The sequence below is a fragment of the uncultured Neptuniibacter sp. genome (assembly GCF_947498015.1).
In the GTDB taxonomy this organism is placed as follows: Bacteria; Pseudomonadota; Gammaproteobacteria; order Pseudomonadales; family Balneatricaceae; genus Neptuniibacter.
On the sequence record NZ_CANMIR010000005.1, the window covers coordinates 230,159 to 249,323 of the forward strand.

21 protein-coding genes are annotated in these 19,165 nt (G+C 50.5%); 11 read left to right on the forward strand and 10 right to left on the reverse strand.

The window, feature by feature from the left end; genetic code table 11:
* Positions 1 to 3: 3 nt before the first annotated feature.
* From Q0882_RS08715 to Q0882_RS08740, 6 genes are all read left to right on the forward strand, one after another.
* Entirely contained in the window at positions 4 to 285 is a 282-nt protein-coding gene (locus tag Q0882_RS08715) for a DUF493 domain-containing protein (protein WP_299180262.1), read from the forward strand.
* Positions 285 to 932 carry a lipoyl(octanoyl) transferase LipB gene (gene lipB / locus Q0882_RS08720; protein ID WP_299180265.1) on the forward strand — a complete coding sequence of 216 codons (648 nt, stop codon included), beginning with the start codon at positions 285 to 287 and terminating at the stop codon, positions 930 to 932. Before Q0882_RS08715 ends, lipB begins: the two co-directional genes overlap by 1 nt.
* Before the next feature lie 6 nt (positions 933 to 938).
* Positions 939 to 1,922 (forward strand): lipoyl synthase, encoded by a 984-nt coding sequence (lipA, locus tag Q0882_RS08725; protein ID WP_299180268.1) that lies wholly within the window; start codon positions 939 to 941, stop codon positions 1,920 to 1,922.
* A 130-nt stretch (positions 1,923 to 2,052) separates the two neighbouring features.
* Positions 2,053 to 2,487, forward strand: coding sequence for an OsmC family protein (locus Q0882_RS08730; RefSeq protein ID WP_299180271.1), 435 nt, complete (start codon positions 2,053 to 2,055; stop codon positions 2,485 to 2,487).
* A 171-nt stretch (positions 2,488 to 2,658) separates the two neighbouring features.
* The gene (locus Q0882_RS08735) at positions 2,659 to 2,979 is read left to right on the forward strand and encodes a hypothetical protein (RefSeq protein WP_299180274.1); all 321 of its coding nucleotides are present in this window, start codon (positions 2,659 to 2,661) and stop codon (positions 2,977 to 2,979) included.
* 40 nt (positions 2,980 to 3,019) lie between these two features.
* A complete protein-coding gene (locus tag Q0882_RS08740; RefSeq protein ID WP_299180277.1) occupies positions 3,020 to 3,586 on the forward strand; it encodes a lysophospholipid acyltransferase family protein in 567 nt (188 codons plus the stop codon).
* On the opposite strand, the gene Q0882_RS08745 is transcribed toward Q0882_RS08740, so the two are convergent.
* From Q0882_RS08745 to leuS, 5 genes are all read right to left on the reverse strand, one after another.
* Positions 3,587 to 3,916, reverse strand: a complete 330-nt coding sequence (locus tag Q0882_RS08745; protein WP_299180280.1) for a cytochrome c — start codon at positions 3,914 to 3,916, stop codon at positions 3,587 to 3,589. It lies immediately after the preceding gene.
* A 118-nt stretch (positions 3,917 to 4,034) separates the two neighbouring features.
* A complete protein-coding gene (locus tag Q0882_RS08750; RefSeq protein WP_299180283.1) occupies positions 4,035 to 4,595 on the reverse strand; it encodes a hemerythrin domain-containing protein in 561 nt (186 codons plus the stop codon).
* 139 nt (positions 4,596 to 4,734) lie between these two features.
* Complete coding sequence (holA, locus tag Q0882_RS08755; RefSeq protein WP_299180286.1) at positions 4,735 to 5,751, reverse strand: DNA polymerase III subunit delta; 1,017 nt, start codon at positions 5,749 to 5,751, stop codon at positions 4,735 to 4,737.
* 18 nt (positions 5,752 to 5,769) lie between these two features.
* Positions 5,770 to 6,270 (reverse strand): LPS assembly lipoprotein LptE, encoded by a 501-nt coding sequence (gene lptE / locus Q0882_RS08760; RefSeq protein WP_299180288.1) that lies wholly within the window; start codon positions 6,268 to 6,270, stop codon positions 5,770 to 5,772.
* A gap of 23 nt (positions 6,271 to 6,293) precedes the next feature.
* Positions 6,294 to 8,885, reverse strand: coding sequence for a leucine--tRNA ligase (gene leuS, locus Q0882_RS08765; protein WP_299180291.1), 2,592 nt, complete (start codon positions 8,883 to 8,885; stop codon positions 6,294 to 6,296).
* 167 nt (positions 8,886 to 9,052) lie between these two features.
* Here leuS and Q0882_RS08770 point away from each other — a divergent pair, with 167 nt between their 5' ends.
* Positions 9,053 to 9,595: a metalloendopeptidase gene (locus Q0882_RS08770; RefSeq protein ID WP_299180294.1), complete on the forward strand. Its 543-nt coding sequence runs from the start codon at positions 9,053 to 9,055 to the stop codon at positions 9,593 to 9,595.
* Positions 9,596 to 9,609: 14 nt separating this feature from the next.
* Here the strand turns inward: Q0882_RS08770 and lnt are convergent, their stop codons facing one another.
* The 5 genes from lnt to miaB are packed head-to-tail and all read right to left on the reverse strand — an operon-like array spanning position 9,610 to position 14,783.
* Complete coding sequence (gene lnt / locus Q0882_RS08775; RefSeq protein ID WP_299180297.1) at positions 9,610 to 11,106, reverse strand: apolipoprotein N-acyltransferase; 1,497 nt, start codon at positions 11,104 to 11,106, stop codon at positions 9,610 to 9,612.
* Positions 11,107 to 11,112: 6 nt separating this feature from the next.
* On the reverse strand, positions 11,113 to 11,949 hold the full coding sequence (locus tag Q0882_RS08780; RefSeq protein WP_299180300.1) for an HlyC/CorC family transporter: 837 nt from the start codon (positions 11,947 to 11,949) through the stop codon (positions 11,113 to 11,115).
* A 20-nt stretch (positions 11,950 to 11,969) separates the two neighbouring features.
* Positions 11,970 to 12,425: an rRNA maturation RNase YbeY gene (ybeY, locus tag Q0882_RS08785; RefSeq protein WP_299180302.1), complete on the reverse strand. Its 456-nt coding sequence runs from the start codon at positions 12,423 to 12,425 to the stop codon at positions 11,970 to 11,972.
* Positions 12,422 to 13,414: a PhoH family protein gene (locus tag Q0882_RS08790; RefSeq protein ID WP_299180305.1), complete on the reverse strand. Its 993-nt coding sequence runs from the start codon at positions 13,412 to 13,414 to the stop codon at positions 12,422 to 12,424. The genes ybeY and Q0882_RS08790 overlap by 4 nt, the downstream gene beginning before the upstream one ends.
* Before the next feature lie 4 nt (positions 13,415 to 13,418).
* Entirely contained in the window at positions 13,419 to 14,783 is a 1,365-nt protein-coding gene (miaB, locus tag Q0882_RS08795; protein ID WP_299180307.1) for a tRNA (N6-isopentenyl adenosine(37)-C2)-methylthiotransferase MiaB, read from the reverse strand.
* A gap of 609 nt (positions 14,784 to 15,392) precedes the next feature.
* Between miaB and Q0882_RS08800 the strand changes: the two genes are divergently transcribed.
* The 4 genes from Q0882_RS08800 to Q0882_RS08815 all read left to right on the forward strand — a co-directional run bounded on the left by Q0882_RS08800 (position 15,393) and on the right by Q0882_RS08815 (position 19,016).
* Positions 15,393 to 16,232 (forward strand): formate/nitrite transporter family protein, encoded by an 840-nt coding sequence (locus tag Q0882_RS08800; RefSeq protein ID WP_299180309.1) that lies wholly within the window; start codon positions 15,393 to 15,395, stop codon positions 16,230 to 16,232.
* A gap of 115 nt (positions 16,233 to 16,347) precedes the next feature.
* Positions 16,348 to 18,081, forward strand: a complete 1,734-nt coding sequence (locus Q0882_RS08805) for a bifunctional protein-serine/threonine kinase/phosphatase (RefSeq protein ID WP_299180312.1) — start codon at positions 16,348 to 16,350, stop codon at positions 18,079 to 18,081.
* A 21-nt stretch (positions 18,082 to 18,102) separates the two neighbouring features.
* Positions 18,103 to 18,552, forward strand: a complete 450-nt coding sequence (gene cynS / locus Q0882_RS08810; protein WP_299180315.1) for a cyanase — start codon at positions 18,103 to 18,105, stop codon at positions 18,550 to 18,552.
* A 143-nt stretch (positions 18,553 to 18,695) separates the two neighbouring features.
* A complete protein-coding gene (locus Q0882_RS08815) occupies positions 18,696 to 19,016 on the forward strand; it encodes a DUF1820 family protein (RefSeq protein ID WP_299180317.1) in 321 nt (106 codons plus the stop codon).
* The last annotated feature ends 149 nt before the right edge of the window (positions 19,017 to 19,165 follow it).

The following is a 19,165-nucleotide window of genomic DNA, read 5'->3' on the forward strand; positions in this document are numbered from 1 at the left end:
CTTATGACTGATAAACAGCAACAAGAACCACCTAAAATTGAATTTCCCTGTCCGAATTACCCGATCAAAGCGGTTGGAGTAAACAGTGATGATTTTTGCAGTCATGTTATAGAGATCGTGAAGATTCATGTGCCTGACTTTGATCTCACGACTGTGAGTATTCAGGATAGCCGCAAGGGCAGTTTCCAATCTGTTCGCTTTAAGATTACAGCGCAGGGTGTGGATCATCTTAAAGCGCTTCACGAAGCCCTTATCGCATCTGATCGCGTCAAGATGGTGATCTGATGCTTGCTGACCAGCTAATCGTCAGAGACTTGGGACTGTTACCTTACGAGCCCACCTGGCAGCAGATGCAACAATTTACCAATGAAAGAGATGATCAGGCGATTGATGAGATCTGGTCTTTACAGCATGAACCTGTATTTACACAGGGGCAGGCGGGTAAAGAGGAACACCTGCTCGGAACGGGCGATATCCCGGTGGTGCAGGTTGATCGCGGTGGGCAGGTGACCTACCACGGACCGGGTCAGGCTATTGTGTACTTGTTGTTAAACCTGAAACGTAAAAAAATGGGTGTACGCGAGCTGGTCTCCATTATGGAGGATGCCGTAGTCGATACCCTGAAAGTCTATCAGATTGACGCATATGCTAAACCTGATGCGCCAGGCGTTTATGTCGATGATAGTAAAATTGCCTCATTGGGTCTCAGAGTGAGGCGTGGTTGCTCCTTCCATGGCCTGGCTTTGAATCTGGCGATGGACCTGGAGCCATTCTTAAGAATCAACCCATGCGGCTATGCGGGCATGGCGATGACACAATTAGAAGCACTGGTTGAAGATCTGGACCAGTCTGAAGTAACACAAATGCTTCTAACCCAATTGATTACCAAACTCGGGTATTCAGAAGTCACCCGACTCAACACTCTGGATTGATCTTAGATGTCAGAAGATAACAATAAAGTTACAGCGAAGAAGCGAGTAGAGCAGGGCGTGAAATTGCGCGGTGCTGATAAAGTTGATCGCATTCCGGTTAAAGTCATCCCTACCGCCAAAGAAGATATGCCACGTAAACCAGACTGGCTGCGTGTGCGAATGGGATCGAATGCGGAAGTTCAGCGGATTAAGGGCAAACTGCGCAAGCATAAACTGGCATCCGTGTGTGAAGAGGCAAGCTGTCCAAACCTGGGCGAGTGCTTTAGTCATGGAACGGCAACCTTCATGATTATGGGGGATATCTGCACCCGTCGTTGCCCATTCTGTGATGTTGCTCATGGTCGGCCTAATGCACTTGATGAAAATGAGCCGAAAGAGATGGCTGATGCGATCGCAGATATGGGGCTTCGTTACGTAGTCGTGACCTCTGTAGATCGTGACGACCTGCGCGATGGTGGTGCTCAGCATTTTGCTAATTGTGTCAGCGAAACCCGTAAACAGGTACCCAGTATCGAGATGGAGATCCTGGTTCCGGACTTCCGTGGACGTATGGATATTGCGATCGATATTCTGACGGATACACCGCCTGATGTGTTTAACCACAATATGGAAACCGTTCCTCGCTTGTACAAAGCGGTGCGTCCGGGATCTGATTATGAGTGGTCACTGCGCTTACTGAAAAAGTACAAGGCGAAGAATCCGGGTGTGCGCACTAAATCAGGTTTAATGGTGGGTATTGGTGAAACCAATGATGAGATCATTCAGGTGATGAAAGATCTGCGTGCACATGATGTCGATATGCTGACAATCGGGCAGTACCTGCAGCCAAGTCGAAGCCACCTGAAAGTGGAGCGGTTTGTTACACCTGAGGAGTTTGACGAGTTTAGTCGTATAGCTAAAGAGTTGGGCTTTAAACACGCAGCATGTGGTCCACTTGTACGCTCATCCTATCATGCAGACCTGCAGGCGAAGGGTGAGAAAGTCGGTTAGACCTCTGGCCGATTCAAACTAAGGCTGCCCCTGAACCGGCAGCCTTTTTTATGCTAGCTGCCTTGTGTTTGTGCATAGAATCCAATAAATTAGTTTGATCTAATTTATGATCTTCTAACGTGGGGGAAGCATGGCCGCTAAAACAATCAAAGTTACCGCTAATATGGGTTCAGGATGTGCCATTCGTGCAGATATTCGTGACCATAAAGTTGTTATAGACCAGCCTCAAGCTGGTGGCGGTACCAATGAAGGTCCAACGCCGCTGGAATACTTCCTATTTTCGCTGGCGGGCTGTATCGGCAGCATCGGCCGAATTGCTGCCAGTCAGAAGAAAATTGACCTTCGCGGCATGGAGATCCGGGTAGAAGCTGATCTGAATCCGATGGGGCTACTTGGCAAGGAAACGGATGATCGTGTTGGTTTTCAGGAGATTCGCGTAGAAGCGGAGATCGATGCTGACATGAGTGATGCGGAAAAGAGTGCATTTCTGGATCTGGTCTGTGATCGCTGCCCGCTGCATGACAATATCAAGCTGGCGACGACTGTTGGACATCAACTCGTCTGATAACCCCTGAAAAGTATAGGGGAGTGCCATTCAGCTCCCCTTATTAACGCTTCTATATCAATACTTAACCCTTTCCGCTGTTGTCACTATACTGGGTGTATGATGACGCGAATTTTATTTTACCTCCTCCTCTTTTCCGCCCTATATGGGTGTATGGCTTCGCCCTCTGTAGTGTCTAGCCGTTCACTTATCCACTCTATAGAGGTTGTGAATGACTCAGGTGATACGCTCGATAGCCTAACGATCGTTGTACCTAAAACCCACAGTCAGGTGGTATGTAAGCAGGTGGCTCCCGGAGGCTTCTGCTCAAATTCATTTCCGCCCCGCCCATTCAGGAATAATGTAGCTACAATCGTTTGGCGAGTCGCTGGCCAGGAGTGGCAGCAGACATTTGGAGCGGATCAACTGGATCTCTCATCATCGCCAACAGTCTTTGGGGTTAGGGTCGACGTTGGTAAGGGTGGACACTTGTCAGTGCAGGTTGCACCCTGATGGTAGGGTTATATCTAAAAGACTTTTCAGGGGTTAACCTTTGTTGACAACAACACTATTTAATACCCCGATGGTGACCCCTTTGCTGCGCAGCTTGTCGAATCTGATACTGAAGCTGCTGGGTTGGCGTATAGAGGGAGAGATACCTGAGGGTCTGGATAAATGCGTGATCATTGCGGCGCCACATACAACGAACTGGGACCTGCCTTTTAGCTTAATGGTCGCTTTCTCTCTGGATATGCAGATCCACTGGATGGGGAAAGCCAGTCTTTTCCGGTTTCCATGTTCGACGTTGATGCATTGGTTAGGTGGAATTCCGGTTGACAGGAGTCAGAGGGGACAACTGGTGGATACGATGGTTGAAACGTTTGGTCGATCGGAAAAATTACGAATCCTGCTCTCTCCAGAGGGGACGCGAGGAGAGGTTACACAGTGGAAATCAGGGTTTTATCACATCGCGAATGGTGCTGGAGTACCTATCGTGATGGCATTTATTGACTACCGGAATAAGCGGGCCGGTGTGCTCGATATCCATATCCCTCAGGGCGATTATGATCGGGAGCTGATAGCGATACAGGAACGCTATAACACGATTAATTCTGCCTGATTACCTGTTTATGTGTTCCATCTGGAGTGATACCACATAACGGGCAACCGCATCGGCTTGTTCCTCGCTCAATTGGTCAAACAGGGGCATGCTGTGGCTATCCTGATTAAACCCATATTTTATCATCAGGATGATCTTATAAGGTTTCATCGGCTGTTTGCCTGCAAAGCGCTCCATGTTAGCGCCGGGGCCCTTATTTTCATGGCAGTTTTTGCAGTAATAGCCATAGATATCTTCACCTGCGGTCATCTTCTCGGGAGGAGTCTCCCTGTCACAGCCGGCTAGTATCAGTGAACAGAAAAGCAGAACAAAGTAAGCTGAAATACGCATAAGATTCTATCTGTCTGATTTTAAAAGCATCATAGCGGATTGAGCAGAATTGAACCAGTGTACGGAAAAGGTAGAGCAGCGGGTAGAGCCGTTGTTGATAAGTCTACCCGCTGGGAAATCAGATATAGTTTGGAATACTTACAGTGGAGTGGCGCATGTGGAGTGATAAACCCAGTGAAGAGAGTCCTTTGTCGCCCAGCAGTTTTGCTGAAAGGGGTAAAAAATCCTGCTCTTCAAAGTTTGCATGTTGCAGATACTCATGGGCGAGCTTGGCTGCAGCAGCCTGATCTAACACACAATATTTTCCCTTTGATAGCTGTTTAATATCCTTTTCCAGCGCTTGCCACTGCGATTCGAGAGAGCGATGTTCCTGAGTCAACTGCTCAATCATTTCAAGTGCTCTGGATGAATCAGCGCCTGGGCTTCGGGCAGAATCAGCTACTTCAGCAAACAGTTCCTGCTCCTCTTCAGCATGGTGTTCGAGGACAACATCGCGAAAAAAATTGTACAGCTTCTTAGCGGTATCTCTAATCTCTCTCTGGACCGGGTTATCAATATTGGTACGGGACAGCTCCAGCAAACTGTTAAAGTTATTGATGATTCCAACATGGCAGTTGGAGAAGTCCATCAGTGGATCGTCACTGCTCCCTGCATTGGCGTTATCTATCTCGGTGCTCATGGGGAGGTACCCTCAGTTTATGTTATCTCCTATTAATAATAGGCAACGACCATGAGAGATTTAATGATTAATATCAAAAATGATACTATTTGTTAGGCTTTGTTATTCTTTTTTGTATCGCTTTGGTGGTTAAGGGTTATTAAAGGGCGAGAGGGCGGCCAGAGAGGATCAGCGCGATAGAGGTCAGGAGCAACCAGGAATCACCTGTCGCCATCCCTTTAACGATCTTATCGACCTCAGCGCAATGTTGAAGAGCTTGGTTAAGCTGCTTACCAGAGAGGCGCTGTGCCGCCTGACGTGCGAGTGGTTTACGTTTTCCCCAGATCCGCTCTCTCTGACAAACGGCATCAAACGACTGGCTGCTGTTTTGAGCTTGCTGGATAGCTGCGAGGGAGCGTAGTTCTTTAGATAAAGCCCAGAGAACCACAGGTGGCTCTGTTCCATCCTGTCTGAGAACCTGAAGGATTTTACAGCAGCGAGCGGGTTGTCCCTGCAGAGCTGCGTCGGCTAAACCGTAGATATCATATCGAGAGCTATCAGAGACGGCGTCGACAATATCATCAGCGGTAACGACTTGATGAGGAAACAGCAGGCTCAGTTTACTCAGCTCCTGCTTGGCAGCTAATAAGTTTCCTTCGATACGGTCACAGAGGAGCTGGATCGCCTCCTCATTTAGCTGCAGTTCAATCTGTGCGGCACGTTGTCGAATCCAGTTCGGCAACTGCGCGGTTTCTACCGGCCATATTTCAACAATTACACCGCTTTTATCAACCGCTTTGAACCAGGCACTTTTTTTTGCGCCACCATCCAGTTTGTCGGCAATGATCAGGAGGATATTATCCGGGGAGGGATTGCTTAAATACTGTTGTAGGATCTCGCTGGAGCGTTTGTTGAGTTTAGAACTGCCCAGACGGAGCTCAATAATCTTCTTCTCTGCAAACAGAGAGAGTGCGTTCGCGCACTCGAGCAGATACTCCCAGCTAAAGCTACCATCAACGTGTAGGACCTCCCTTTCGGAAAAGCCCTGCTGTTGAAGGTGGGAACGAAGCAGATCACAGCTCTCTTCTGATAAGAGCGGTTCGTCACCGGTGACCAGATAGACCGGAGCAAGGTCTTTACCTATCTGGCCGCTGAGTTGTTCGGGACGAAGTTTCATATGAGAAGCGGCTATAAGCTACTTGTTGGCCAGATAGCGTCGCAGAATTGATTGCGCAACGGACTCATACAGTTCGCGTTTTAACTGCGATTCCTGCTCAGAGCTGGCTGTTGCTGCATCTTTATCATAGGTATAGCTACGCTCACGCTGCAGTCTGATATCACTGCTGAGAGGTTTGCCTTCTGAATCAGCAATCAGGTAGGTGACCTCAACAGAAAGCTCGTACTCATCGACATCAGAATCGCTGTTCAGTGTTACCGTTCTGCGTTTGTAGCGGTGGTCCAGAATATGAAGCTGGTAAGGGGCATCCTGAGTTTCAATAATGCCATTAAACTTCATATTCTGGCGCAGGCTTTGGAGCAGATTATTACTGGCGTTGTTGGCAATCAGTGTCACTCTGCTTTTTTCAGCAGAAACGTCCTGAACACCCCGCAAGTGGAATCCACATGCAGTCAGTAAACTGAATGTGAGGCTGATCAGAATGAATTTTATCGTGATCGCTTTCCAGTGCTGCAACATCTCTGCTCCTTTTAAATATCCACTTAGCCTACAACGATATTGACCAGTCGACCTGGTACAACAATCTTCTTACGAATGGTTTTATCAGCCATATGCTTCTGCACATTTTCGTCGGCCAGCGCTGTATGCAGAACAACATCTTCATCGGCATCAGCCGCGACATTGATCTTCGCACGGACTTTACCATTAACCTGGACAACCAACTGGATAGTGTCCTGCACCAGTGCGGATTCATCTACTTGTGGCCATGGTGCGGTAAGTGCTTCGTCGCTGTTGCCAAGCTCCTGCCATAGCTGATGGCTGATATGCGGGACGATGGGTGCTAGCAGAAGAACCGCAGCTTCCAGCGCTTCCTGCATAACGGCACGGCCCTGCTCGCTGATATCGACAAACTTGGCGATCGTATTAGACAGTTCCATCACTGCAGCAATTGCAGTATTGAAGGTCTGGCGACGCTCAATGTCATCAGACACTTTCTGGATTGTTGCATGTACCTTAAGGCGCAGCTCTTTCTGTACGTCTGTCAGCTGCTCTTTGTCGATTGCGATCTCAGAACCACCGACATTCAGGTGATCGTGAACCTGTTTCCACAGGCGTTTCAGGAAGCGATGAGCCCCCTCTACACCCGTGTCTGACCATTCCAGAGACTGTTCTGGTGGTGCAGCAAACATCATAAACAGACGAACTGTATCAGCACCGTAACGATCGATCATCACCTGAGGGTCGATGCCGTTATTCTTCGATTTAGACATCTTAGACATGCCATCGTGCTGCAATACCTGACCGCTGCTGCGGTGAGTAGCAGAGATAACCCGGCCTTTATCATCTGTTTTGACATCGACATCGGTTGGAGCAACCCAGACCTGCCCGCCTTTTTCATCTTCATGGTAGTAACTGTCAGCCAGTACCATCCCCTGACACAGCAGACGCTTGAATGGCTCATCGCTATCGACAAGACCTTCGTCACGCATCAGCTTATGGAAGAAACGGGAGTAAAGCAGGTGGAGAATAGCGTGCTCGATACCGCCGATATACTGATCGACAGGTAGCCAGTAATTAGCTTTTTCTGGTTCCAGCATAGCATTATCACTGCTGCGTGATGCATAGCGTGCGTAGTACCAGGAGGACTCCATAAAGGTGTCGAATGTATCCGTTTCACGCTCTGCCGCACCACCACACTTAGGGCAGGTGGTGTTGATGAAACTCTCCATCTTTTTAATCGGAGAACCGCTGCCATCAAATTCCACATCTGTCGGCAGTACAACGGGCAGTTGATCTTCCGGAACGGGTACTGAACCACAGCTGGCGCAGTTGATTACCGGAATTGGCGCGCCCCAGTAACGCTGACGGGATACACCCCAGTCACGTAAACGATAGTTGACGGTAACTTTGCCCTTACCTTTGGCTTCCAGATCCGATGCGATCGCTTTGAACGCCATATCGAATTCCAGGTCATCGTAAGCACCTGAATTTACCAGAGCACCTTTCTCGGTATAGGCTTCCACTTCCAGATCAACCACTTCGTCATCCAGTGGACGGATAACCTGTTTGATCGGTAGTCCGTATTTGGTAGCAAACTCCCAATCACGCTGGTCATGCCCAGGTACCGACATCACAGCACCGGAACCGTAATCCATCAGGACGAAGTTTGCAGTCCAGACAGGCACCTCTTCACCGGTCAGCGGGTGCGTGGCGGTGACGCCCAGCGCCATCCCCTTCTTCTCCATCGTCGCCATATCAGCTTCGGCAACTTTGATGTTCTTACACTCTTCAACGAATGCAGCCAGCTCAGGGTTATTTGCTGCAGCCTGAATCGCCAGCGGGTGTTGGGCAGCGACGGCAACATAGGTCACCCCCATCAATGTATCAGGGCGTGTGGTGAACACATCCAGTTCACCATAGTTGGCAACATCAAAGGTGAGTTCAACACCTTCGGAGCGACCGATCCAGTTTTTCTGCATGGTCCGAACTTGTTCGGGCCACTGATCAAGCTTATCCAGATCATCCAGTAGCTGATCGGCGTAATCCGTGATTTTAAGGAACCACTGAGGGATTTTCTTACGCTCGACAAGAGCACCGGAGCGCCAGCCTCGACCATCGATAACCTGCTCATTTGCCAGAACGGTCTGATCTACAGGATCCCAGTTAACCTCGGCCTCTTTTTTGTACACCAGGCCTTTATCCATTAGCTGGGTAAAGAACCACTGCTCCCAGCGATAATACTCAGGATGGCAGGTTGCCAGCTCACGGTTCCAGTCATAACCGAATCCCATCTGCTGGAGCTGGTTACGCATGTAATCGATGTTTTCATAGGTCCACTTGGCTGGAGCAACATTGTTTTTCATCGCTGCATTTTCAGCAGGCAGGCCGAAAGCATCCCAGCCCATTGGCTGAAGAACATTCTTACCCTGCATGCGTTGATAGCGAGAAACTACATCACCGATGGTGTAGTTACGAACATGACCCATATGAAGTCGCCCACTTGGGTACGGGAACATAGACAGGCAGTAGAATTTTTCCTTCTGCAGGTCCTCTTCACATTTAAAACTGTCGTTGTCCTGCCAGTGCTTCTGGACTTGTGGTTCTATCTTTTGTGGGCGGTATTGTTCGTTCATGTTCGTGAATCGTAATGCCTATGATGAAAAACCGGTATCGACAAGCCAGTACTTGAAAAAGCACAGAACTCTTTTGACACCGGTTAATAAATGTTTGCGAATTGCGGTATAGCATACAATATATACAAGGGAGCAAACAGAGTTTCCGCTAAAAACGAGGTGGTTTTATGGACGCAAATGGCAATAACAAATCTAAACTGGCCTCTGCTGACTATGATCGGGTGTTGTTGCGCCTGACTAAGGACTTGCAGAGCTCTGAAGCTCGCTCCTGGGATCTGTTGCAGGAGAAAATACATGATGCTGTAGAGCTGGAGTTGGCGGCAGCGGATATGACCCGAGATGAACTCGACCTGATGAAGGCGTATCTGGCTCGTGATCTGAAAAAACTGGGGTTCTACGCCCATGAAACCGGCGAAGGGATTGCTGCCTGGTTGCATTTTGATCTGAATGCTCTGGAGAAAGCTTTTGTCGATCAACTCAAATTGATTGCAGATCAGACCCGTATTGGTCAGGAAACACTTCGCGAGCAGCTGGATCATGATGAAGAGCAGTATCTTGCGGGTGAGCTGGCGACCGTCGGTACACTGGAGTGCCTGAGCTGTGAAGCGCAGTTTCAGCTGGAGAAAACAGCGAAGCTGGAACCCTGTCATAACTGCGGGAAAACGTACTTTAAACGGGTTTCAAAGCCCTGGCCCGGCGAAGCCGATTAGGCCATTTAATCCTCTTATACCGGATCGGATTGAGTGATCTCTCCGCTCCGGCCCCGCCTTCTACCAGCCCCGGATAATGCTGCAAACAGTGCGATAGCCAGAACTGGCCAGGAGCCAAACTGCTGGAAGGGAGTTTCCCCTACGGAGGCATAGACCTGTCCTCGCAGGACCCCTTTCTGGAAGGGGGGGAGTTGTTTAACGATCTCACCCTGTGGCGAAATAAGCCCCGTCAGGCCGTTGTTGGTGCCGCGAATAAGCCAGCGACTATTCTCAAGCGCACGTGCACGGGCGATCTGCATATGCTGGGCTGGCGCTATGGAGTGCCCAAACCAGGTATCGTTAGAGACGGTAAGCAGCAGTGCAGATTCTTTGGCACTTTTGCGTACCAGCTCAGGGTAGGCGATCTCGTAGCAGATCGCAGCGCTGATGCGGTGGTTCCTGATAGTTAGCAGGGGTTGTTTGCCTTCAGGTAGGGAGAAACTCGACATGGGGAGGTTAAAGAAGTCCAGTACGCCTCTTAGGTGCTGCTCGAAAGGGAGATATTCGCCAAAGGGAACCAAACGCTGTTTATGATAAACACCACTGCCGGTGGTGAGCGTCGCAAGGCTGTTGTGAATACGGTACCCCTTCGGGTGTGATGCATCAGGCTCAAGGCTGGGCAGGCCGCTGATCAGGGTGACTCCGTTGCTATCTAAGTCATTAAGCAACGTAGCTAGTGGGGTGGCAACATTTCTGAACAGGGCGGGGATCGCAGTCTCAGGCCAGAGCATCAGCTCGGTGTCCTGATGTGGGCGCGATAGACGTGCATATTTATCCAGAATCTCAGTACGAAAGCTGGGATTCCACTTGATCTGCTGGGGAATATTGGGCTGTACTAACGCCACCTCGATCGGTTCTTCCAGCTGTGTTGTCCAGTTGTGCTCGGAAAGCGAACCCAGCAGAAAGGGGAGCGGCAGAAACACTAGGGCAAGCAATTTTCGATGTAAGAGTACCCCTGTCAGTGCCATTGCGGTGATCAGTATCGCCAGGCTGCCGAGCCAGACGCCACCCACAGGCAAAAGGTGCTGGAAAGGAGTATCCAGTGCGGCGTTACCCAGATAGAGCCAGGGAAACCCGGTAAACAACCAGCTGCGGCCCCACTCAAACAGTAGCCAGAGGCCAGCAAAGCTAACTGCGATCAGGCGGGCTGAGAAGAAGCGGCGCCAGAGATAAAGTTGCAGGCTGAAGAGCAGTGCAAGTGCTGCGACAAACAGTGTGGTCAGGACGACGGCAATGGCAAGGGGTGTCTGGCTGTGCTCATAGATACTGACAAAAACCCAGGAAACGCCGCTGCCAAAGAAACCCAGACCAAAGCACCATCCGATCCAGGCCGCGCGGCGACCTGAAAGATTGTGGCTTACGATATAGAGCAGAGCAGGGGGGGCGATTACCAGCAGGGGGATGCTGAAGGGTGCCAGCGACGGTGCGATCAGCGCGCCGGCAATCAAAGCTAACAGTGTTCGCATCAGCATGAAGGCTTATCCGTTACGGCTTACCTGTAGCAGGCGGATACGACGGGTATCAGCAGAGAGCACTTTGAACTGGAAGTTATCGATCTCAACACTCTCATCCTTTTTCGGTAAACGTCCGAACTGCTGCGTCACGATACCACCGATGGTATCAAACTCCTCTTCAGGAAAGTCTACCGAGAAATATTCGTTGAAATCTTCAATGGGGGTCAGCGCTTTAACGATAAAGCCATTCTCATCGAACGGTTTGATATTACCGTCATCCTCTTCGCTGTCATGCTCATCCTCAATTTCGCCCACAATCTGCTCAAGGACATCCTCGATGGTGATCAGGCCAGAGACGCCGCCGTACTCATCCATGACAATCGCCATATGATTACGGGTTACCTGAAACTCCTTCAAGAGGACGTTCAGACGTTTCGATTCAGGGATAAAGGTTGCAGAGCGCAGTTTGCTCGGAAGGTCGAACTGATCGAGATTGCCTTCCAGAATAAGAGGTAGCAGATCTTTAGCGAGCAGTATGCCGAGAATCTCATCGGGGGTTTCACCGATCACTGGGAAACGGGAGTGGGCACTGGAGATGATGACCGGTAGAAACTCTTTAGGGGTTTGGTCAGCTTCCACCACAACCATCTGAGAGCGTGGCACCATCACATCTCGAACCTGCATGTCAGACACCTGCATGGCGCCTTCCATAATATTCAGTGCTTCATTGTCGAGCAGGTTTTCATCGGTAGCCTGCCGTAGATCGGTCAACAGGTCTTCACGGCTGCGAGGCTCATCACTGAATGCCTGGGTTAATTTTCCAAGCCAGCTTTTTGATTGCCCCGATCGGTCTTCGCTCATGGTTTTGTAGTGTTCCTGAATTAGTTGTTATCCCGATAGGGATCAGCAATGTCCATCATTGCCAGGATTTCCCGTTCCAGATTTTCCATCTCCTCGGCATCTTCATCATTTATATGATCGAAACCGATAAGATGCAAGCAGCCATGTACGACCATATGTGCCCAGTGGTCGAATAAGGGCTTGTTCTGTTCCTCTGCTTCTTTGGCTACGACATCCGCACAGATCACCAGATCACCGAGCAGTAGCAGAGGGATCCCCTCAGGGACTTCAAACGGAAATGAGAGTACATTGGTGGGCTTGTCTTTGCCACGGTAGGTGTGATTTAACGTTTGGCTCTCTTCAGGAGATACAATGCGTATGCAGACCTCTCCCTCATCCAGTTGTTTGCAGAGTGCGGTATTAACCCATGTTTCAAATTGGGCCGGTTCCGGCAGCTCGCCTTCAACCTCGAACTGTACGTCGCAATCAAAACTCATGATTTAGATTCCTGAGTATCGTTTTGTTTTTCAAAACGCTCATACGCACGAACAATATGCTGTACCAACGGGTGTCGTACGACATCTTTAGCTGTGAACTGGGTGAAGCCGATATCCTTCACCCCATCCAGCACCTGCATCGCATGGATCAAGCCGGAGCGAGTGCCTTTGGGTAGATCCACCTGAGTGATATCGCCGGTAATAACCGCTGTGGAGCCAAAGCCGATACGTGTCAGAAACATTTTCATCTGTTCACGCGTGGTGTTCTGGCTCTCATCGAGAATGACAAAGGAGTTATTCAGGGTGCGTCCACGCATATAAGCCAGCGGCGCGACCTCGATAACATTCCTCTCGATCAATTTGCCAACCCGCTCGAAACCGAGCATCTCATAGAGTGCGTCATACAGCGGGCGCAGATAGGGATCGACTTTCTGGCTGAGATCACCAGGAAGGAAGCCCAGCTTTTCACCGGCTTCAACTGCTGGACGTACCAGCAGGATACGATCAACTTCTTCACGCTCCAGCGCGTCGACTGCACAGGCTACCGCCAGGTAGGTTTTACCGGTACCCGCAGGGCCGATGCCGAAATTGATATCGTGTTGAAGGATCGAGCGAACATAGCCTTGCTGATTTTCACCCCGAGGGCGGATCAGTGCTTTTTTGGTACGGATGCTGATATCAGTATCCTTCACCTTCTGGTGGCTGTTGATCTGCTCCAGCCCGCTCTGCTGAATCAGCAGATGAATCTGATCAGGGGTCAGGCGTTTATCCTGACGCGCATCCGCATACAGGGATTCCAGCATCTCTGACACCAGACGGATAACATCTACATCACCGAGCAGCTGGAAATGGTTTCCATGGCTTCGGATCTCAACGCCCAGACGTTTTTCCAGCAGCTTAATGTGTTCATTAAACGGGCCGCATAGATTCGCCAGAAACTCAGCGTTTTCCGGTTCCAGTGTCAGTTTGATCGATTGTGCAGTGCTCAATAGGTTAGCCCGCTTTCTGTGTAAAGTTGTCATCCAGTTCGGAACAGATTAGTTCACCAACCAGAGAGTTTGCATAGGCCTGTGCGATGTTTACATCCGCAAAGTGACCGATCAGGTCCGGGTTATCGCAACGGAAGTTAACCACGCGGTTGTTTTCCGTCCGCCCTGAGAGCAGGCCCGGATCTTTCTTGGAGTAGCCGTTAACCAGAATGCGCTGTGTTGTCCCGACCATACGGCGACTGATCTGCTGCGCGTTCTGAATAATCCGGCTCTGTAAGATCTGCAGGCGCTTTTTCTTGGTCTCTTCATCGATGTTATCCGGTAGATCTGAGGCAGGTGTACCCGGACGGCGGCTGTAGATAAAGCTGTAACTGTTATCGAACCCGATATCTTCGATCAGTTTCATGGTCGCTTCGAAGTCCGCATCACTCTCGTTAGGGAAGCCGATGATAAAGTCAGAGGAGATCTCAATATCAGGACGAGCCTTACGGATGCGACGGATCTTGGATTTATACTCCAGTGCGGTGTGCCCACGCTTCATCGCCATCAGAATCTTGTCGGAGCCGCTCTGTACCGGCAGATGCAGGAAGCTAACCAGCTCCGGTACCTCTTCATAGGCTTCGATCAGGCTGTCAGTAAACTCAACCGGATGGCTGGTGGTGAAGCGGATACGGTCAATCCCCTCAATGGTTGCCACGCTGCGGATCAGCTCTGCCAGATCAGCCGTGTCGCCATCATGTGTATCCCCACGGTAAGCGTTTACATTCTGCCCAAGCAGATTGACTTCGCGAACACCCTGTTCAGCCAGCTCAACACACTCGGTGATAACATCATCCAGTGGGCGGCTAACCTCTTCACCGCGCGTATAGGGAACCACACAGAAGGTACAGTATTTAGAGCACCCCTCCATGACCGAAACAAAGGCTTCGGCACCCTCTACTTTAGGGGCGGGCAGGTGATCAAATTTCTCAATCTCCGGGAACGAGATATCAACAATACCAACGCCGCCGTCATTTGATTCGGTGATCATCTCAGGCAGGCGATGCAGTGTTTGCGGGCCGAAGATCATATCAACGTAGGGCGCGCGTTTGAGGATGTTGTCCCCCTCCTGACTGGCAACACAGCCGCCGATGCCGATTTTCAGCTCGGGGTTCTGCTCTTTCAGCTTGCGCCAGCGACCCAGTTGATGAAACACCTTCTCCTGTGCTTTTTCACGAATCGAACAGGTGTTAAGCAACAGCACATCTGCCTCAGCAGCATCCTCTGTCAGCTCTAAATCATGACTTTCGCCCAGTAGGTCAGCCATACGCGCGGAGTCGTATTCATTCATCTGACAACCATGGGTTTTTATAAACAGCTTTTTCGCCATTGTTCACCTGTATCTTGCGTGGGTCATAAACCGGGTTCCGTTTCTGCGAACCGGGGGTCGTAAAGGACCGGGCATTATACTGAAGCGTCCAGATAATGAACAGTTGGCTTGAGCTGAAATCGATTCATTTTATGCCGCGGGCTAACTCGATAGCGCTTGCGTTTTAAAGAGGGAGTATCGCGAGAGGGGCTGTCGTCAGGGGTTACTGGCAGGGTGATAGCTGATTGAGCCTTTCAGGCGAGTATTGCAGAGGTTGTTTGGCTCCTCTCTGTGGCTTGAACTGGGGTGCTGTCCGTTGGATATCAACACGGAGATATTCTGGTGCGTAAATTGTGCGCCTGCACAATTATCTTGCCTGATCGTGATCTGTTTAAATCACATGCTTATGTTTAGTTGTTGATTTGTAAGGGGTTTGTCAGGATTTTTTGTGTTTTGGCACAGCTTCTGCATTAGCTAACGTAAATTGATCAATGGCGATCAAAGGATAAAAAAGACTCTACGGGACAACGGCGTCCACGCTGCTCTTGCTGATGCGAGAGGAGGGTGGCGCTTTTTTTTCGCTACTGCTCAGCAGTGCATCGCTTAACCAAAAAATAGAGGGGCCCTATTATGGCGTACTTAGAACCCAGTGAATTTGCGACCAAAATGGTCGATGCAGGTGAACAGAAGATCTTCATGTCCACCAAGGACACCTATATTCGTGCTTTTATGGCGGGTGCGATCCTGGCGTTGGCGGCATTCTTTGCGATTACCGTCATCACTAAAACCGGCAACCCGTTATTAGGTGCATTACTCTTCCCTGTCGGTTTCATCATGCTCTATCTGATGAAATTTGACCTGCTCACCGGGGTGTTCACTCTGGTGCCGCTGGCTGTGATTGATAAACGTCCGGGATGCACCATGAATCAGCTGTGGCGTAACTGGGGACTGGTGTTTCTCGGTAACCTGTCAGGCGCTTTGATGGTGGCTTTCTTTGCCTCCTTTATTCTGACCTATGGTTATCAGGTGGAAGGCGGTGCAGTGGCCGATAAGGTCAGTGCGATCGGGGAATCGAGGACCCTGGGTTACAAAGAGCAGGGTGTTCTGGGTTGGTTCACCATCTTTATCCGCGGCATGCTGTGTAACTGGATGGTCTCTATGGGTGTGGTAGGTGCCATGATCTCGACCTCTGCTGGTAGCAAAATGGCAGCGATGTGGATGCCGATCATGCTCTTCTTCTACATGGCTTTCGAGCACTCAATCGTAAATATGTTCCTGTTCCCATTCTCTATGATCATGGGAGGTGATTTCACCATTATGGAATACCTGATCTGGAATGAGATTCCAACGGCTCTGGGTAACCTGTTCGGTGGCTTCCTGCTGGTAGGTCTGCCACTTTACCTGACGCATGTTAAAGAGAGTAAAGCGCGCAAAGCGGCGGATTCAATGAAACCCGTTGCAGCCCTTTAACCGCTAACACTTCAGATATGTATCTGATCAACAGATCCGGCAACCACTCGGGTTGTCGGATTTTCCCTTCTGAACACAGTGGGTCTCTATCCCGATATCGATGTGAGCTGCCCCTATGAGCAAGCAACTTAAGATAAGTACAGGGCACTGTTCAGATAAAGGTGTTAAGCCTCTGAATCAGGACTTTCACGGTGCGGTCGTACCTAAAGAGCCGCAGCTCAGCCTGAAAGGTGTGGCCTTAGCGTTGGCAGATGGCATCAGCAGCAGTGATGTCAGTCAGATCGCCAGTGAAACGGCGGTAAAAAGCTTTCTGGAGGACTTCTATAGCACCTCCGATGCCTGGACGGTTCGACGCTCCGGGGAGCGCGTGCTGGAGTCGATCAATGGCTGGCTGTTCTCACAGACTCAGCGTAGTGAGCACCGTTTTAATAAAGACAAAGGCTATGTGTGTACCTTGAGTGCACTGGTGTTCAAGGCGCAGATCGCTCATCTGTTCCATATCGGTGATAGCCGTATCTATCGACTGCGTGGTGGCGGTATCGAGCAGCTCACCAAAGATCACCGGGTTTGGAAATCCAAAAATGAGAGCTATCTGAGCCGGGCGTTAGGGGTGACGTTGAACTTAGAGTTGGATTATCAGCAACAACCCTTGAAGGAGGGCGATATCTATCTGCTCTGTACCGATGGTGTCTATGAGTTCAGTGAAGCACAGGAGCTGCTCGATACGCTGGATCAACATAGCGCTGATCTGGATAAAGCTGCGCAGGTCATCGTGGAGAGGGCGCTTGAGAATGGCAGTAGCGATAACCTGACCCTGCAGATTGCACGGGTTGATCAACTGCCGCAGGTGGCTAGTTCTCTGCAGCAGCAGGTTGAACAGCTTGCCCTGCCGCCACTTCTGCAAGCGCGTGATCAGTTCGATGGCTACCGCATCCTGCGGGAGATGCATGCCAACAGTCGCAGTCGGGTCTATCTGGCCGAGGATCTGGAATCGAAAACACAGGTCGTTCTGAAAACCCCCTCGGTTGATCTCAGTGGGGATCCTGCTTATCTGGAAAGTTTTCTGATGGAGGAGTGGGTCGCCCGCCGTATCAACAGTGCCCATGTGATGAAAGCTGGGTTGCAGAGCCGTGAGCGAAACTATCTCTACACCGTGATGGAGTATATCGAGGGGCAAACCCTCGCCCAGTGGCTGAGGGATCACCCCTCTCCGGATCTGGAGAGTTCACGCAATATCATTGAGCAGATCGGCAAGGGGCTGCTCGCGATGCACCGTAAGGAGATTCTGCATCAGGATCTGCGTCCGGAAAATATCATGATCGATAGCAGTGGCACGGTGAAAATCATCGACTTCGGCGCTGTCCGCGTCGCCGGTATTGTTGAAGCTGAGAACACCTTGGCACAGCCCGAATGGCAAGGCACAGCGATGTATATGGCGCCTGAGTATTTTGTTGGTGAGGTGATCTCGAACCGATCCGATCTCTACTCGTTGGCGACGATCGCCTACCACCTGCTCTCCGGCCGATTTCCTTACGGTACCGGTATGGCTAAAGCGAAAAGTGCAGCGGCGCAACACCGGCTGAAGTACTGCTCCGTACTGGATGATGAGAGGGAACTGCCGGTTTGGCTGGATGAAACCCTGCGTAAAGCGTTACAGCCGAGTCCGTACAAACGCTACTCAGAGCTGTCTGAGTTCCTTTACGACCTGCGTCATCCCAACCCGGCATACCTGAGTAAAACGCGTCCACCGTTGTTGGAAAGAAACCCCCTGCTTTTCTGGAAAAGCCTCTCTTTTGGGCTGGCAGCGACGACTGCTGGCTTACTGGCTTATATCCATACCTATCTATAAATTGAAAATGAGGAACTGAGCATGATCAGTAATCGTGAAGAAGTCACCGCATTAATACTCGCTAAGAAAGTTGCCAAAGGGGTTCAGTGGAAGGAGGTCGCGGATGCGATCGGCCTATCAAAAGAGTGGACCACAGCCGCTTGTCTGGGCCAGATGACTTTCAATAAAGAGCAGGCCACGATTGTGGGTGAGATCTTTGATCTGCCTGATGAAGCCGTTGCCTGGTTGCAGATCGTGCCTTACAAAGGCTCACTGCCGACAGAGGTCCCGACTGATCCATTGATCTACCGCTGGTATGAGGTGGTGAATGTCTATGGCAGCACCATCAAAGAGCTGATCCATGAGGAGTTTGGAGATGGCATCATGAGCGCGATCGACTTCTCCATGGATATCCAGCGCGAAGAGAACCCCAACGGTGATCGCGTAAACGTTGTGCTCTCCGGGAAATTCCTCCCCTATAGAAGCTATTAAGCGGAAGCAGGGGAGCGGCTCTGCCCCACGCTCTGCCCCACGCTCTGCCCTGCATCACTCCAAAGAGAGCGGCTATGGCTTGAAATTAAGCGCCGCTCCCCCATATAGCCAGTCAACTGACAGTTTGGAAATAGTGGGTAATCATGGCTAAAGAAGACCGTATCTACCGTGTGATCTTTGTGAATCAGGATCAGGTGTTCGAAATCTATGCAAAGCATGTCTATCAGAGTGATATGTGGGGCTTCCTCGAGGTGGAGGAGTTTGTCTTTGGCAACCGCTCAGAACTGGTGATCGATCCCGGTGAGGAGAAACTGAAGAATCAGTTTAGCGGCGTGAAGCGCTCCTATATCCCGAACCATGCGGTGATCCGTATCGATGAGGTGGAGCATGAGGGCACCCCCAAAATCACGGAAGCCAAAGGTACGATTACCGCATTCCCGATGGCGCCTGCGCCCAAAAAATAGGCTCGGTTGCGCACGGGTTCCCAATAACGGTGCGCAAATCTCCCCCGATAGCCGGACTCACAGCCGAGGCCATAGCCTCTCCCTGTGCTGTACTAATCTACAGTTTTCATCCTGTCACGGCCTGTGCGAGGATAGAGGGACAATTTTGT

Excerpts from the sequence above, each read along its gene's own strand:
- Q0882_RS08715 (WP_299180262.1), top strand. The coding sequence starts at position 4 with ATGACTGATAAACAGCAACAAGAACCACCTAAAATTGAATTTCCCTGT.
- lipB (WP_299180265.1), top strand. The coding sequence starts at position 285 with ATGCTTGCTGACCAGCTAATCGTCAGAGACTTGGGACTGTTACCTTAC.
- lipA (WP_299180268.1), top strand. The coding sequence starts at position 939 with ATGTCAGAAGATAACAATAAAGTTACAGCGAAGAAGCGAGTAGAGCAG.
- Q0882_RS08730 (WP_299180271.1), top strand. The coding sequence starts at position 2,053 with ATGGCCGCTAAAACAATCAAAGTTACCGCTAATATGGGTTCAGGATGT.
- Q0882_RS08745 (WP_299180280.1), bottom strand. The coding sequence starts at position 3,916 with ATGCGTATTTCAGCTTACTTTGTTCTGCTTTTCTGTTCACTGATACTA.
- Q0882_RS08750 (WP_299180283.1), bottom strand. The coding sequence starts at position 4,595 with ATGAGCACCGAGATAGATAACGCCAATGCAGGGAGCAGTGACGATCCA.
- holA (WP_299180286.1), bottom strand. The coding sequence starts at position 5,751 with ATGAAACTTCGTCCCGAACAACTCAGCGGCCAGATAGGTAAAGACCTT.
- lptE (WP_299180288.1), bottom strand. The coding sequence starts at position 6,270 with ATGTTGCAGCACTGGAAAGCGATCACGATAAAATTCATTCTGATCAGC.
- leuS (WP_299180291.1), bottom strand. The coding sequence starts at position 8,885 with ATGAACGAACAATACCGCCCACAAAAGATAGAACCACAAGTCCAGAAG.
- Q0882_RS08770 (WP_299180294.1), top strand. The coding sequence starts at position 9,053 with ATGGACGCAAATGGCAATAACAAATCTAAACTGGCCTCTGCTGACTAT.
- lnt (WP_299180297.1), bottom strand. The coding sequence starts at position 11,106 with ATGCTGATGCGAACACTGTTAGCTTTGATTGCCGGCGCGCTGATCGCA.
- Q0882_RS08780 (WP_299180300.1), bottom strand. The coding sequence starts at position 11,949 with ATGAGCGAAGACCGATCGGGGCAATCAAAAAGCTGGCTTGGAAAATTA.
- ybeY (WP_299180302.1), bottom strand. The coding sequence starts at position 12,425 with ATGAGTTTTGATTGCGACGTACAGTTCGAGGTTGAAGGCGAGCTGCCG.
- miaB (WP_299180307.1), bottom strand. The coding sequence starts at position 14,783 with ATGGCGAAAAAGCTGTTTATAAAAACCCATGGTTGTCAGATGAATGAA.
- Q0882_RS08800 (WP_299180309.1), top strand. The coding sequence starts at position 15,393 with ATGGCGTACTTAGAACCCAGTGAATTTGCGACCAAAATGGTCGATGCA.
- Q0882_RS08805 (WP_299180312.1), top strand. The coding sequence starts at position 16,348 with ATGAGCAAGCAACTTAAGATAAGTACAGGGCACTGTTCAGATAAAGGT.
- cynS (WP_299180315.1), top strand. The coding sequence starts at position 18,103 with ATGATCAGTAATCGTGAAGAAGTCACCGCATTAATACTCGCTAAGAAA.
- Q0882_RS08815 (WP_299180317.1), top strand. The coding sequence starts at position 18,696 with ATGGCTAAAGAAGACCGTATCTACCGTGTGATCTTTGTGAATCAGGAT.